Source organism: Paucibacter sp. KBW04 (assembly GCF_003852425.1).
In the GTDB taxonomy this organism is placed as follows: Bacteria; Pseudomonadota; Gammaproteobacteria; order Burkholderiales; family Burkholderiaceae_C; genus Paucibacter_A.
The window spans coordinates 323,482-337,067 of sequence record NZ_QAJN01000007.1; the positions used below are offsets into that span (position 1 = coordinate 323,482).

Annotated in this window: 11 protein-coding genes; 7 read left to right on the forward strand and 4 right to left on the reverse strand. The window is 65.7% G+C overall.

Annotated elements, in window-relative coordinates; translation table 11 throughout:
* Positions 1–27: 27 nt before the first annotated feature.
* A complete protein-coding gene (locus tag DBR47_RS09540) occupies positions 28–4,449 on the forward strand; it encodes a DEAD/DEAH box helicase (protein ID WP_124449318.1) in 4,422 nt (1,473 codons plus the stop codon).
* Between the two features lie 116 nt (positions 4,450–4,565).
* Positions 4,566–5,324 (forward strand): hypothetical protein, encoded by a 759-nt coding sequence (locus DBR47_RS09545; RefSeq protein WP_124449320.1) that lies wholly within the window; start codon positions 4,566–4,568, stop codon positions 5,322–5,324.
* On the opposite strand, the gene DBR47_RS09550 is transcribed toward DBR47_RS09545, so the two are convergent.
* From DBR47_RS09550 to DBR47_RS09560, 3 genes are all read right to left on the reverse strand, one after another.
* Positions 5,321–6,250 carry a pseudouridine synthase gene (locus DBR47_RS09550; RefSeq protein ID WP_124449322.1) on the reverse strand — a complete coding sequence of 310 codons (930 nt, stop codon included), beginning with the start codon at positions 6,248–6,250 and terminating at the stop codon, positions 5,321–5,323. The genes DBR47_RS09545 and DBR47_RS09550 overlap by 4 nt on opposite strands.
* A 13-nt stretch (positions 6,251–6,263) precedes the next feature.
* Positions 6,264–7,220 (reverse strand): TIGR02285 family protein, encoded by a 957-nt coding sequence (locus DBR47_RS09555; protein WP_124449324.1) that lies wholly within the window; start codon positions 7,218–7,220, stop codon positions 6,264–6,266.
* A 78-nt stretch (positions 7,221–7,298) separates the two neighbouring features.
* Positions 7,299–8,603, reverse strand: a complete 1,305-nt coding sequence (locus tag DBR47_RS09560) for a UDP-N-acetylglucosamine 1-carboxyvinyltransferase (RefSeq protein ID WP_124449327.1) — start codon at positions 8,601–8,603, stop codon at positions 7,299–7,301.
* Between the two features lie 258 nt (positions 8,604–8,861).
* On the opposite strand from DBR47_RS09560, the gene DBR47_RS09565 reads away from it, so the two are divergent.
* Positions 8,862–9,134 (forward strand): transcriptional regulator, encoded by a 273-nt coding sequence (locus DBR47_RS09565; RefSeq protein WP_124449329.1) that lies wholly within the window; start codon positions 8,862–8,864, stop codon positions 9,132–9,134.
* The gene (locus tag DBR47_RS09570) at positions 9,131–10,387 is read left to right on the forward strand and encodes a type II toxin-antitoxin system HipA family toxin (protein ID WP_124449331.1); all 1,257 of its coding nucleotides are present in this window, start codon (positions 9,131–9,133) and stop codon (positions 10,385–10,387) included. The genes DBR47_RS09565 and DBR47_RS09570 overlap by 4 nt, the downstream gene beginning before the upstream one ends.
* Before the next feature lie 86 nt (positions 10,388–10,473).
* On the opposite strand, the gene DBR47_RS09575 is transcribed toward DBR47_RS09570, so the two are convergent.
* A complete protein-coding gene (locus DBR47_RS09575; protein ID WP_197046966.1) occupies positions 10,474–11,388 on the reverse strand; it encodes a LysR family transcriptional regulator in 915 nt (304 codons plus the stop codon).
* A 143-nt stretch (positions 11,389–11,531) separates the two neighbouring features.
* On the opposite strand from DBR47_RS09575, the gene DBR47_RS09580 reads away from it, so the two are divergent.
* The 3 genes from DBR47_RS09580 (at position 11,532) to DBR47_RS09590 (ending at position 13,582) form a co-directional block, all read left to right on the forward strand.
* The gene (locus DBR47_RS09580; RefSeq protein WP_124449333.1) at positions 11,532–12,476 is read left to right on the forward strand and encodes an NADP-dependent oxidoreductase; all 945 of its coding nucleotides are present in this window, start codon (positions 11,532–11,534) and stop codon (positions 12,474–12,476) included.
* A 120-nt stretch (positions 12,477–12,596) separates the two neighbouring features.
* Positions 12,597–13,007, forward strand: a complete 411-nt coding sequence (locus DBR47_RS09585; RefSeq protein ID WP_124449335.1) for an antibiotic biosynthesis monooxygenase — start codon at positions 12,597–12,599, stop codon at positions 13,005–13,007.
* Positions 13,004–13,582, forward strand: coding sequence for a cytochrome b (locus DBR47_RS09590; RefSeq protein WP_124449337.1), 579 nt, complete (start codon positions 13,004–13,006; stop codon positions 13,580–13,582). The genes DBR47_RS09585 and DBR47_RS09590 overlap by 4 nt, the downstream gene beginning before the upstream one ends.
* The last annotated feature ends 4 nt before the right edge of the window (positions 13,583–13,586 follow it).

The following is a 13,586-nucleotide window of genomic DNA, read 5'->3' on the forward strand; positions in this document are numbered from 1 at the left end:
ACTGCGCCCTTCACAGCAAAGCCCTCCATGAGCAGCAGAACACCGAGCGACGGCAAGGACAAGAGCCCACCCACAGCAGGGCCGGGCGGCCCAGGCGAGGCGGCGCAGCCCGCTGTGCCCAAGAAGCTCAGCATCGAACAATTGGTGGAAGAGGCCAAGCGCATCAAGCAGGCCAATCTCGCGGCCAAACTGGCCGGCATGGTCAAGCGGCATGGCAGCGCCAGCAAAGTAGAAGCCACGGGCAGCGCAAACGCGCCCCTGGGTGAGCACGCCAGCCCCGGCATCTCGGCCGATGAGCAAATCGTGCTGGACGCCTTGCTGCTGGCCGGTGGCTCGCGCGGTGTGGACGGCCTGCGCCTCTGGCTCAATGCCAGGGGCGCCATCCGCGCTGCCAACGGCCGCCCCTTCATGCCGGCCGATATCGCCCTGGCCCTGAAGTCGCTGCACCGCCAGGGCTTTTTGCATCTGCAGACTGGGCGCGGCCATGTGGCCGATCTGGCCCGCCATGCGGCGCGCCTGCAGACCTTGCTGATGCAGGCAGCGCCGGCACAGCCTGAAGCCCTGCCCGTCTGGCGCTGCTTGGCCTGGATGCTGGCCGGCGGCATTGGCGAGCCGCAGCGCGCGCAGAATTGGCTGAGCTTTCGCGGCGCGGACGAATGCCTGCGCATGCTGCGCGCCCTGATTTTCTCGGGCATGGGCCTGGCCGAATTTGAAGAACGTCTGAAGTACTGGACCGAGCTGCAAGAGCCCACGCTTTGGGCCGAGGCCTTGTGCCGACCTTGGATGCCCGAGGCCATCGCCCGCATCGCGCCCGACTTGTTGCAATCCTTGCTGCCGCAAATCATCGCCGCCCTGCCCGCCAGCGACGCCCGCGTCGGCCAGCTGCAGCAATGGTTGATGGATGGCTTTGAGCACCAGCCCCAGCGCATCGCCCCGGCCTTGCGCGCCCTGCTGGCCGAGGCCCAGGCCCTGGCGCTGGACTTCCCCGCCATGCGCCGGTTGACGGCCGATTTAAAGCTGCCCGCCTCCACCAGCTTTAGCGCCCTGGAACTGGCCGCCCAAGGCCAGTGGGCCGCCGCCGCCCAGGATTTTGAGCAGGCCATCAAGGAGGTGCGCAAGGCCAGCAAGCTGCGCCGCGGCGGCCTCAGCCCTGAGCTGACTCGCCTCTACATCGCCAGCCTCTTGGCCCAGGACGACCCCAAGCTCTGGGACGCGGCGCGCAAATACTGCATCGGCGAATCGGGCTCGCGCAACCCCTCGCCGCAAGAGCTCTGGGGTCGTTGGGCCCATGTGATCGGCGCCCGACTGGGCGAGACCTCCTTCGAGCCCAGCAGCCTGCAATACCTGCCCGCCCTGGAGGAGCGCGAAGACGGCCTGGCCCAGGCGGCCGACCGCCTGCTGCTGGCCGCCTGGCTGGGCAAGGCCGCCAGCGGCTGGGGCCCACAGGCCACGCAAAAGCTGATCCATCGCCTGGCGGCATCCGGCCAGCGCTGGCTGGCCGCCTGGACGGCCCAGGCCGCGCCCTTGCTGGAGCTGGGCACGCCCGATCTAGATCTGGCCGGGCAGCCGACGCCGCCGGCCTTCTTCGGCCAGCCCCGCGAAGCCTGGCGCGATGCCCTGGCCGCCATCTCGGCCCTGGCCGTGGCGCCCGAGGCCAAGAGCGGCGAGGGCCGCAACAGCGAACTGGCCTGGTCGCTGCAGCTGGACGAGGAAGGCCGGGTGCAAAACATCACGCCGCTTGAACGCAGCGTTAGTGCCAAAGGCGTGGAGAAGCTCAAACCCGTCACCCTGGCCAAGCTCAAAAAAGGCAGCGAGCTGGCCGCCGCGCGCGACAACGCGGTGCTGCGCCATATCGAACGCAGCCCTTACAGCGGCGCCAACAGCTTTCAGCTCGATGTGACGCAGGCAGCCATCGCCCTGATCGGCCATCCGGCGGTGATGCTGGAGGACGCGCCGGGCCAGTGGATAGAGCTGGCCGAGGCCCAGCCCGAGCTGGAGGTCTTGCGCAAGCCCGGCAGCACGGCCAGCGAAGACTGTTTTGAGTTCCGCCTGCACCCGCCTCTGCTGGCCCGCAACAGCCCCAGGCTGACGGGCTGGATGGGCACGAATTACGAGTTGGAAATCGCCAAGCGCGAGGCCTTGCGCATCGTGCGCGAGGGCCCGCAGCGCGCCCGCTTGATCCGCATCAGCAGCGCCCAGCGCCGGGTGGCCGAGCTGGTGGCCCAGGGCTGGACGGTGCCGGCCAGCGCCAGCGCCGAGCTGGGCGCGGCCCTGCAGGTGCTGAGCGCCCACTTCCAGCTGCACAGCGATGCCCAAGCCGGCCAGCGCGTGCCCGGCGACAGCCGCCTGCACGCCCAGCTGAAACCCCAGGGCGATGGCCTGCAGCTGCAGCTGGTGGCCCAGCCCTTTGGCACGTTCGGCCCCGCCGTCACCCCCGGCCAGGGCCGCGCCCAGCTGATGTGCATGCACGAGGGCGTGAGCCTGACGACCGAGCGCGATCTGGCCGCCGAGACCGCCGCCCGCCAACAAGTGCTGGAGGCCCTGCCTTTTCTCGACCCCGAACTCAGCCCGGCCTCGCCCTGGAATCTGAGCGACGCCGAAGAAGCCTTGCACGCCGTGGAAGTGCTGCCTGGCTTGAGCGGCATCGCCGCCCTGGCCTGGCCCAAGGGCAAGCCCTTGCGCGTCAGCCCGGTGAACAGCACGGCCGTCACGGTGCAGGTCAGCAGCGGGCGCGACTGGCTGGCCCTGAACGGTGAGGCTCAGCTGGACGAACAGCGCGTGCTCAGCCTGCAAGAGCTGATGACGCTGGCGCGTGCCTCGCGCAGCCGCTTTGTGCGCCTGGGCGAGGGCGAGTACCTGGCCCTGAGTGAGCAGCTGCGCCAGCAGCTGCGCGACCTGGACGCCCTGGGCCAGAGCAAAAAAGACCAGCTCTTGCTGCCCCAAGCCAGCGCCTCCTGGCTAGACGCCACACTCAGCGAGATGCATTTGCAGGGCGACTCGCCCTGGCTGGCTCGCATGGAAGCCCTCGGCCAAGCCGCCGCTCTGCAGCCCAGCGTGCCGCCGGGCCTGCGCGCCGAGCTGCGTGGCTATCAAATGGAAGGTTATGCCTGGATGAGCCGTCTGGCCCACGCCGGCCTGGGCGCCTGCCTGGCCGACGATATGGGCCTGGGCAAAACAGTGCAGACCCTGGCGCTTTTGCTGGACCGCGCCGCGAAGGGCCCGGCCCTGGTGCTGGCGCCCACCTCGGTGTGCGGTAACTGGTTGAGCGAGACCAATACCTTCGCCCCCGGCCTGCGCTGCCGCATCTATGGCGAGGACGCCGACCGCGCCGCCGCAATTGCCGAGGCCGGCCCCGGCGATGTGCTGGTGGTGTCCTACGCCCTGGCCCAAATCGACGGCGAGGCCCTGGCCGAGAAGAGCTGGGCCACCCTGGTGATGGACGAGGCCCAAGCGCTGAAGAACGCCGCCACCAAGCGCGCCAAATCGGTGGGCGAGTTCAAGGCGGACTTCCGCCTCGCGCTTTCCGGCACGCCGGTGGAAAACCGCCTGGCCGATCTCTGGTCCATCATGAACTTGATCAACCCCGGCTTGCTGGGCGCGGCGAATCAGTTCAGCGAGCGCTTTGCCAACCCGATTGAAAAGCAGCAGGACGCGGCCGCCCGCCAGCGCCTGCGCCGCCTGGTCTCGCCCTTTTTGCTGCGCCGGACCAAAACCCAGGTCGTGCAAGACCTGCCGCCGCGCACCGAGATCGTCCATCTGGTGCAACCCAGCAGCGAGGAACGCAATTTTCTGGAGGCCTTGCGGCGCAGCGCGCAGGAAGCCGTGGCCAAGGCCGCCAGCCAGGGCCAGGCCGCGCCCATGCAGGTGCTGGCCGAGCTGATGCGCTTGCGTCGTGCCGCTTGCGACCCGCGCCTGGTCTCGCCCGAGCTGGGGCTGATGGGCAGCAAGATGGCCGAGTTCGAGCGCATCGTGCGCGAGCTGGTCGAGGGCTCGCACAAGGCCCTGGTGTTCAGCCAGTTCACCGACAATCTCAAGCTCTTGGCCGAGCGCCTGGACGCCATGGGCGTGAGCTACCAATACCTCGATGGCAGCACGCCAGCGGCCGAGCGAACCAAACGCGTGGCCGCCTTCCAGCGCGGCGAGGGCGAGGTGTTCTTGATCAGCCTCAAGGCCGGCGGCTTTGGCCTCAATCTGACCATGGCCGACTATGTGCTCATCGTCGACCCCTGGTGGAACCCCGCCGCCGAAGACCAGGCCACCGGCCGCGCCCACCGCATGGGGCAAAAGCGGCCGGTCACCGTCTACCGCCTGGTGACGGCCGGCTCGGTGGAGGAGCGCATCATCGATCTGCACCGCGACAAACGCGGCCTGGCCGATGGCATTCTGGAAGGGCAGGAGGAGGCGACGGTGCTGGACGCGGCAGCCCTGGCCAATCTCTTGCAGGGCTGAGGCGGGCTCCGGCGAAAGGGCAAATTGCCAACTAAGTCCGTGTCAGCTGCGGGGCAAAGGGCTATGCTGATTGCCCAGCGCCGCTCAGTCCCGCGCTGCCTCTCACCAGACTGCTTGTGAGCCCTTCTCAACCCCGTTCACCGATACGCCTGCTGCTCGGCGCCCTGGCCCTGGCTGGTGCCTGCACGTCGCCGCGGGCAGACCCCGGCTACTACTTGGTCACGCCCTATAGCCAGGCTGGGCAGCTGGCCCTGGATCTGCGCTACTGGACGGTCAAAGCCCCCGGCTCGGCCGCCATGCTCTGGCCCGAGCTGGGCTTGCGTTACGGTGTCAACAGCCGCTGGACCAGTGAGTTATTTCTCAGCGGCATAGGCACGGCCAGTTCCGGTTTCAGCCAGAGCTCCTGGAACTGGCAGAACGATGTCTTACTGACCCAGGGCGAGTCGCCCTTCGACCTGGCCCTGCACAGCCAGCTGATACGCAATCTGGGCGATCAGCCCAGCAATGCCCTGGAATGGGGCCCGGCCCTGCAGACCGAATGGGGCCTGACCCAACTCAATCTGAACCTGATCCTGGCCCATGAACAGGGCTCCAGCAAGGGTACCCAGCTCAAGTACCAATGGCAGGCTCTTTACCGTTTGGACACGGGCTTGAGATGGGGTGTGCAGGGCTTTGGTGAGCTGGGCAATTGGCGGCATTGGGCGCCCCAGGCCAAGCAATCGCACCGCGCCGGGCCGGTGCTGCATCTGGGCTTGCCCAGCCTCTTCGGCAGCGGCACACAAGCCGCCAGCGAGCTGAGCCTAGCCTACCTCTTCGGCAAGACCTATGGTCACGCGGGCGATATGTTCAGCGCCCAGCTGCTCCTGCCTTTTTAGGCGGCTGCAGAAGCGGCCAGCGCCAGCCGGCTCTTGAAGCAACGGGCCTGGCCGGTGATGGGGTCGGTGAAGCTCAGCTCACGCGCCAGCAGCTGCAAGGGGTGGCTGTAGTCGGGTTCGCTTTCCTGCGGCAGCAGGCGCGGGTAGATGCGGTCACCCACGATGGGCAGGCCCAAGCCATTCATATGCACGCGCAGCTGGTGCTTCTGGCCGGTGCTGGGCTGTAGCTCATAACGGGCCAAGTACCCGGTGGGCCCCAGGCGCTCCAGCAGGGCGATGCGGGTCTCGGCATTCACCTCACCCGCAAGCTCCTGCATCTGCATAAAGGCCTCGCTGCGCTCCTCCATGCGGCTGCGCCGCAGCAGGGGCCAGCTCAGGCTGCCATCAAAGGGCGCAATCGCCTCGTAGACCTTGTGGACCTGCCGATCTCTGAACAGGTTTTGATAGGCGCCCCGCGTCTGCGGCTGGATGCTGAACATCACCAGGCCGGCCGTCTCGCGGTCGATGCGGTGGGCGGGAGTCAGGGTCTCCAGGCCGGTGGCTTTTTTGAGCCGAGTCAGCAGGGTTTGCTGCACATAGCGGCCGGCCGGCACGACGGGCAGAAAGTGCGGCTTGTCGGCCACCAGCAAGAACTCGTCCTGGAACAGGATTTGCGCCTCAAAGGGAATGGGCGCCTCCTGGGCCAACCAGCGCCAGTAGTAGATGCGGCGGCCGGGGCGATAGGGTGCGTCGGCCGGCAAGACCTGACCCTGCTCGTCCAGCACCTCGCCAGCGGCCAGGCGTTGCAGCCAGTCGGCGCGCGTCACCGTGGGCAGGCGTTCACACAGAAACTCCAGCAGCGAGCCCCATGCCCCGGCCGGGCATGCCAGGGCACTGGCGCTGACGCCTTCGCGCAGGGGCAGCTGGAGTTTGGCGGGACGGCTCATGGCGGGTAAGCGCCTACTCGATTTGCGGCCCGCCGCGGGCGCGTTCGTCCATGAAGCGCTTGAGGTTCTGGCGGTCCTGCTCGTCCAGATGCGGGCCGCGCCAGTTGCGTATCCAGACCTCGCGCTGCGGGTCTGCCGCCAGCTTGCGCACGGCTTGGTCTATGGCCTCGATCTGGCGCCGCCCTTCCGGCGTGCGGCTGCAGGCAGCGGTGGCCACGGCCGTGCTGCGGCCTTCGGCAATCGGCAGGCTGAGCAGCTCTACCCCGGCGGAGGCCGTGCTGAGATAGTCGTTGACCACCGAGGGGTATTCCAAGGTGTAGTCCATGCGCTGGGCGCGCAGCATGCTGAGCAAATGGGTGCCTCGGCCGGTGACCATGGTCTTGGGTGCTTGCTCACCGGCGGCCTGCAAAAGCCCGTCGATGCGGGGGCCGAACGCACGACCCCGCGGCAGCAGGCCGACCAGATCCTGGCGCTGCAGAATCTCCGCCAGACTGAGCGGCTGACCCGGCGCATCGGTTTGCTCAAACTGAGCCAGGCGATCGCGCCGCACCACCACATGCAGCTGGCGTGAGAACAGCGGCGCATGCAGGCTGGTGAAGTAAAGCCAGGACAGGCGCTCAGGCGTGCGCACATGCAGGGTGGAACACAGGGTCTGGCCCTGGCGCACCAAGGCCTCGAAGCGCGGCAGGCCGGCATCGACAAACTCGTGGCGGTACTGCGGGATGCGCTCGATCAGCAAACGCAAAAACCCGTCCACCTCGCCGTTGCCCAGATCGCGGGGCCGCTGCGGCGCGCGGCCGGCCTTGAAGCTGAAATGCGGGGGCAGGTCTTGCACCAGCCAGTGAATGGTGCCGACGGTGTCGATGACCTCGCCGGGCACGGCGGCCCGGGCGGCGGGGCCGGCCAGACCCAGCAGGGTGGTGGCGGCAATCAAAGCAGCCGGCAGCAGCCGGCGTAGAAACTTAGGCATGAATCAACAGGGCTTGAGCGGGCGTTCCGGCCGGGGACGCCCCGCCGATTCACTGGCTTGTGGCGAAGACTGGGGGGCTTACTCGCTATCGACCCACTCGATGCGGGCGCCCAGGCTGCAGATGTTCTCGACAAACTGCGGGTGGGCCCGGCGGATGGGCGTGGCATTGCGGATCACCGATTTGCCCGGAATGCTGGCCGCCACCATCAGCAGGGCGATGGCCACCCGGATGATGTAGGGGCTCTCCACCTCGGCCGCATGCAAGGGCTTGCCGCCGAAAGTAACCATGCGATGCGGGTCGGACAAAAAGGCATGGCCACCGAACTTGCTCAGCTCCGAGGTCCAGCCCATGGCGCCGTCGTAAATCTTGTTCCAGAACATCACGCTGCCTTCGGCCTTGATGCCCAGCGCCACAAAAATGGGCAGCAGGTCCACCGGCACATAAGGCCAGGGCGCCGCCTCGACCTTTTGCAGGATGTTGCGGGTGAAGGGTTCCTTGACCTTCAGCGGGCCCTGGGTGACGGCGCGCGACCAGCCGTTCTCATGCACGATCTCGACGCCGAATTTGGCGAAGGTGCGGTCCAGCAGCGGGAACTGCTCGGGCGTGGAGTTACGCACCTCGACCTCACCGCCGGTGATGGCGCCCAGGGCGAGAAAGGTGACGATCTCGTGGAAGTCTTCGGCAAAGGTGAATTCGCCGCCGCCCAGGCGGTCCACCCCGGTGATGGCCAGGCGCGAGGTGCCCAGGCCCTCGATCTTGGCGCCCAGCAATTGCAAGAACTGGCAGAACTCCTGCACATGGGGCTCGGAGGCCGCATTCATCAGCGTGGAGCGGCCTTCGGCCAGGGCGGCGCAGAGCACGAAGTTTTCGGTCGTGGTGACGGAGGCGTAGTCCGTCCAGTGATTGTTGGCGCGCAGCTTGCCTTCGGCCACATGCAGGACCAGGCCATCGGGCTGCCGCTCCACCTGGGCGCCGAAGCGCTGGAACACCTCCACATGGGGGTCGATCTCGCGCACGCCCAGGGTGCAGCCGGTCACATCGTCCTCGATGCGGGCGGCGCCAAAACGCGCCATCAGGCCCGGCACCAGCATGATGGAGCTGCGCATCTCCTCGGGCAGCCTGTCCTTGGCCGCGTCGAAGTGCGTGTCCTTGTGGTGCACGTCCAGCACGCCAGTCTCGTAGTCCATGGACACCAAGCTGCCCAGGCTGCGGAAGACCTCCAAAATCTTCCTAACGTCGGTGATCTCCGGCACCCCGCGCAAACGCACCGGCTCGCGCGTCAACAGGGTCGCGCACAGCACCGGCAGCACGGCGTTCTTATTGGCCGAAGGAATGATGCGGCCCTTCAAAGGGGTGCCGCCGTGGACGATGAGGTTGGACATGGAGTTTGAGCGGGTTCTTTGCGATGCGACGCGAGGCCTACTGATGGCAAGCGATTATCGGGGGTCTGTCTGATGGGCTTATTCGGCTTCAGTGTAGAGGCCGCACGATGCCTACTGAATTTTCAGAAATTACCCAACGGTAACTTTTCGACTCAATACCAAGCCAGAGCTAGAAAAAATTACCAATCGGTAATTTCTTAGGCAGATGTCGGCGATGAATGATGATAAATTACCCATCGGTAACTTTAGGGTCTAAGCATGTCGGAAACACCCTTGAATTTCCCGCTCGGTCATTCTGGAGCGGCCCTCATCGTCCGCTCGGCTGCCGAACTTGGGACCATTGTGCGTGAGCAAAGGCGCGAGCTGAAGCTGCGCCAAATCGATCTGGCCGGCATTGGCAACACCGGCAATCGCCTAATCGTTGACATCGAAAAGGGCAAGCCCACGGTGCAAATTCAAAAAGTGCTCGATGTGCTGGACTTGCTCGGACTGGAGCTGATCGTCAGACCGAAAACGCCGAGCTCGCTGTGAATCCAAGACCACGCGCACTGGATGTCTTTTACGGCACCGAGCTCATGGGGACGGTGCAAGACAGCTCACCCCTGGCATTTGAATACGCACCCACTTGGCTGGCACGTCAAGCCGCCTTCCCTCTGTCCGTGATTGCCTTGCAGGCGGGCAAGATTGACAGCCCGCATGTGCGGGCCTTTTTTGAGAACCTCTTGCCCGAGGGCGAACTGCGCGTCTACCTGTCGGAGCAGCGCAAGGCTTCCACGCTGTTCTCACTGCTGCTTGAGGTGGCGGGCGACACCGCCGGTGGCTTTGTCATGCTGCCCCATGGCCAGCGCCCCTCGCCCCCTGAGTACCAGACGACGAGTTGGGAAGCACTGGCCACCACGATCAAAAACAAAAGTGCCGGGGCCATTCAAATCCAAGGCGAGAACACGCGGATTTCCCTGGCCGGCGCACAGGACAAGGCCTCCATCGCCATCTTTGACGGCAAAACGCCGCTCTTGCCAAAGGGCTCGGCGCCCTCCACCCACATCCTCAAGCCCGATATCCGGCGCTTGGCGAAAGTCAGAGAATCCGCCGCCAATGAAACCCTCATCATGCGCACGGCCGCCTTGTGCGGACTCAACACGGCCAAGGTCTTTTACGAACCCCTGACCAAAGCCTGCGTCGTCGAACGCTTTGACCGACAGACGCTGGCCGACGGCTCGCTGGGGCGCTTGATCCAGTACGATTTTTGCCAGCTCGCGGGCCTAGGGTCTGAGCGAAAGTACGAGAAAGAGGGGGGCCCCGGCGCAGCGCAATGCGCGCAAATCATTCGCAAGTACAGCTCGTCCCCCGCCCTGGATCTGCAAGCCTTTGCGCAATGGATCTTCTTCAACCTTTTTGTCGGCAACAACGACAGCCACGCCAAAAACCTCTCCATCTATCAGCGGCCAGGACAAGGGGTACGACTCACGCCCTTCTACGACATGATGTGTACCCGCATCTACACCGGCTTATCGAGGGAATTTGCCTTCAGCATTGGCGGCGAGCTTGAGCCCGGAAAAATCGGCAAGGCTCAGCTGCAAGGCCTGGCAGCGCAAATCAGCATGCAGCCCAAGTATCTGCAATCGCTTGCCCTGGCCTTGGCGAACAAACTGCCCGAGGCCATCGACCAAGCTGTGCAAGACCTCCAACCCATGCTCAGCCCTGGCGGCCAAACATTTACCAACAAACTCGCGCTGGACTTGAAGTCACAAACAAAAAAAGTGGCCCGGCGCCTCAGCGCATAGGAATCAAAGGCTGGGCATTGCCATTGAGCAAGACGGTATTGCCGGACTTGCCGGAGACGGCGATGGTCCAGGTGCACGACCCGAGCTCAGAGCAAAAGCAGGCGTTCCAGCAAGAAGTCGATCAAGGCTCGCACAGCCGCAGGCTGCAGGCGCGAAGCCATCACCGCGTGGACCGGTAGAGGCTCGAAGCGCCAATCCGGCAATACGCGCACCAGCTCACCGGCTGCCACGGGCGCACGGCTCAAGCGCTCAGCCAAAGCCGCAATACCCTGCCCCTGAACCGCCAGCTGCGCCATCAGGCCAGGGTTGTTGAGACTGAAGCGTCCACGCACCTCCACCGCCACCCGCGTCGGGCCCTGGCACAAACGCCATTGCGCCGCCGCGGCACCGGCCGGGGCGAAGAACAGGCAGTCATGCTGCGCCAGCTCGCTGGGATGGCGGGGCGCGGCATGGCGCGCCAGATACTCAGGGGAGGCAAACAACTGCCTTTCGATCTGCCCCAGCTTGCGCGCCACCAGATGCTCGCCGCGCAACTCACCCAGACGAATGGCGACATCGACGCGCTCACCGATCAGGTCGGAGTAACGCGGTGAGAGGTCCAGGTTCAGGCTGATCTCGGGATAGGCCGCCGCAAATTCGGGCAGCAAGGGCCCGATGTAAGCCAGGCCCAGATCGACCGGCACCGACAGGCGCACATGGCCGCTGGGCTGCTCCACCAAGGCGCGCAGCTCGGCACTGGCCTGGCGGGCCTGATCGACCAGGGGGGCGCAACGCTCGAAGTAAAGCTCGCCCGCATCGCTGAGCATGACGCGCCGCGTGCTGCGTTCAAACAGGCGCAGGCCCAGCTGTCTTTCCAGCGCCTTGATGCGCCGCGACAAGGTCGCACCCGGCATGCCCAGCACCAGGCTGGCGCGGCTGAAACTGCCCGCCCGCGCAACTTCCACAAACAAGGCCATCTCGTGCAGCGCGGCCAAATCGCTGGTGCTCGTGCTCTCCCTCATCGCAGCTTCACTCCCACCCTCTCGTGCCCCTCATTCAGGCGATTTTTGGAAAAAACAAATCCAAGACTGGCGCTAGGCATGGCGCAGGGCCAAGCCTAGCATCCGGCCACCTACACAAGCGCTTGCCCCAGTCAGCACAGACCATGAGAGCCATTCAGATCGACGCCTACGGCGATGCCTCACAACTGCAACTCAAGGAAGATGCCCCCATCCCGCTGTGCGGCGACGAAGACCTGCTCGTCAGCCTGGTCGCCGCCGGGGTGAACCCGGTGGACTGGAAGATGCGCTCAGGCGCCATGGCCCAGATGCTGAACAAGCCCTTCCCCATCACCCTGGGCTGGGACGGCGCGGGCGTGGTGATCGCCGTGGGCCGCAAGGTCACGCAGTTCAAGGCCGGCGACGAGGTGTTCTTCTACGCCGAATTTGCGCGCGGCGGCTGCTACGCCCAGTTCGTCGCGGTGGCGGCCTCGCAGGCAGCGCGCAAGCCCAGCTCGCTCACCTTTGCCACGGCCGCAGCCATGCCCACGCCTTGCCAGGCGGCGTGGACGGCCTTGATCGAGATCGCCCAGCTGCAAGCAGGTCAACAGGTGCTGATCCACGGCGGAGCGGGTGCCGTCGGCTCGGCCGCCATTCAATTGGCCCGCTGGCGTGGCGCAGAAGTCAGCACCACAGCTACGGCTGCCGGCCTGGACTGGGTGCGCAGCCTGGGCGCACAAACCGTGATCGACTATCGGGAACAGAAGTTCCAGGAGCAGGTGCGGGAGATGGACGTGGTCCTGGACACCTTGGGTGGCGCCACTCAGGAGGCTTCCTGGGCCACGCTCAAGCGCGGCGGCCTGCTGATCTCGACCACCGAGCCGCCTTCCCAAGAACGCGCCGCGAGCCTGGGCCTGCAAGCCCGCTTCGTCTTCACGCAAGGCCGTGGCGAGGTGCTGCAAAGCCTGGCCGACTTGGCGGGCAGCGGCCAGCTACGCGTTCAGATCGGCCAGGAGTTTGCGCTGGCCGATGCGGCACTGGCCCATCGCCTCGGTGAGAGCGGCAAGGCCAAGGGAAAGATGGTCTTGCACATCGACCCGCCGCACCCTTGAGCGAGAAAGACAAGAAGTCAATACCGGCGCCCACGAACCCTGTTTCATCGCGCGACAGGCGCGAGGCGGCGCCTAGCATGAACCGCACGATCAACCATTTTTGAGCAAGGAACAAACCCCATGCGTATCCAACAAAACCTGTTGTCAGGCCTCGCCCTCAGCCTGGCCCTTTGCCTGCCCCTCGCCCTGGCCCCCCAGTTCGCCCAGGCCCAAAGCAAAGCGCCTGCCGCAAGCGAAGGCATCACCATCGTCATCCCCGTCAACAGCGCGGCGGGCAAAAGCCGTGAGGAGGTCAAGCAAGCCATGGCCGCGATGAACGAGGTGATCCGCAAACAGCCGGGTCTGCTCGATGAGCAACTGATGGAAAACAAGAACCCCGCCAACAAGCCCAACTACGTCCATGTGATGCGCTGGCGTGCGCTGAAGGACTGGGAAGCGGTGTTCGCCAAGCCCGAGTTCCAGAAGGCCATCGCCACACACTCCAGCACCATCACGGTTGACGGTGCCGGCCTCTACACCCCGGTCAAATGAGTGGCGCCGCACAAAGCGCACAGGCCGCACCCGCCTTGCAGCAGGCGCGTCCGCAGCGCTACCACCTGCTGCTGGTCTTGCTGCACTGGCTGCTGGCCTTGCTGATCTGCATGGCCTTGTTCATGGGCAGCCAGTCCATGGCGCCCATGGCCAATAGCGACCCGGCCAAGCTGGAGGCCTTGCGCGCCCACATGATGGTGGGTGGCGGGATCCTGGTGCTGATGGTGCTGCGTCTGCTGATTCGCCTGCTCACCCGCCATCCGGCACCGGCCAGCACGGGCAACGCCACGCTGGACCGCCTGGCCCCGCTAATGCACTGGGCGCTTTACGGTCTGGTGTTTGTGATGGCGGGCAGCGGCATTGCGCTCTCCGTCATGGCAGGTCTGCCCGATATCGTCTTCGGCGGTGTGGGCGCCTTGCCGGAGAGCCTGCGCATCTACCCTCCGCGCCTGGTGCACGGCCTGGTGTCCAAGCTCTTGATGCTGGCCATACTCGGCCATGTGGCGGCAGCGCTGTATCACCAGTTCTTCAAGGGTGACCACCTGCTGCGCCGCATGGGCTTGGGCAAGCGCTGAGACA

Coding starts and splice junctions, on each gene's coding strand:
- DBR47_RS09555 (WP_124449324.1), bottom strand. CDS start 7,220: ATGCCTAAGTTTCTACGCCGGCTGCTGCCGGCTGCTTTGATTGCCGCC.
- DBR47_RS09585 (WP_124449335.1), top strand. CDS start 12,597: ATGCGTATCCAACAAAACCTGTTGTCAGGCCTCGCCCTCAGCCTGGCC.
- DBR47_RS09540 (WP_124449318.1), top strand. CDS start 28: ATGAGCAGCAGAACACCGAGCGACGGCAAGGACAAGAGCCCACCCACA.
- DBR47_RS09575 (WP_197046966.1), bottom strand. CDS start 11,388: ATGAGGGAGAGCACGAGCACCAGCGATTTGGCCGCGCTGCACGAGATG.
- DBR47_RS09580 (WP_124449333.1), top strand. CDS start 11,532: ATGAGAGCCATTCAGATCGACGCCTACGGCGATGCCTCACAACTGCAA.
- DBR47_RS09560 (WP_124449327.1), bottom strand. CDS start 8,603: ATGTCCAACCTCATCGTCCACGGCGGCACCCCTTTGAAGGGCCGCATC.
- DBR47_RS09590 (WP_124449337.1), top strand. CDS start 13,004: ATGAGTGGCGCCGCACAAAGCGCACAGGCCGCACCCGCCTTGCAGCAG.
- DBR47_RS09550 (WP_124449322.1), bottom strand. CDS start 6,250: ATGAGCCGTCCCGCCAAACTCCAGCTGCCCCTGCGCGAAGGCGTCAGC.
- DBR47_RS09565 (WP_124449329.1), top strand. CDS start 8,862: ATGTCGGAAACACCCTTGAATTTCCCGCTCGGTCATTCTGGAGCGGCC.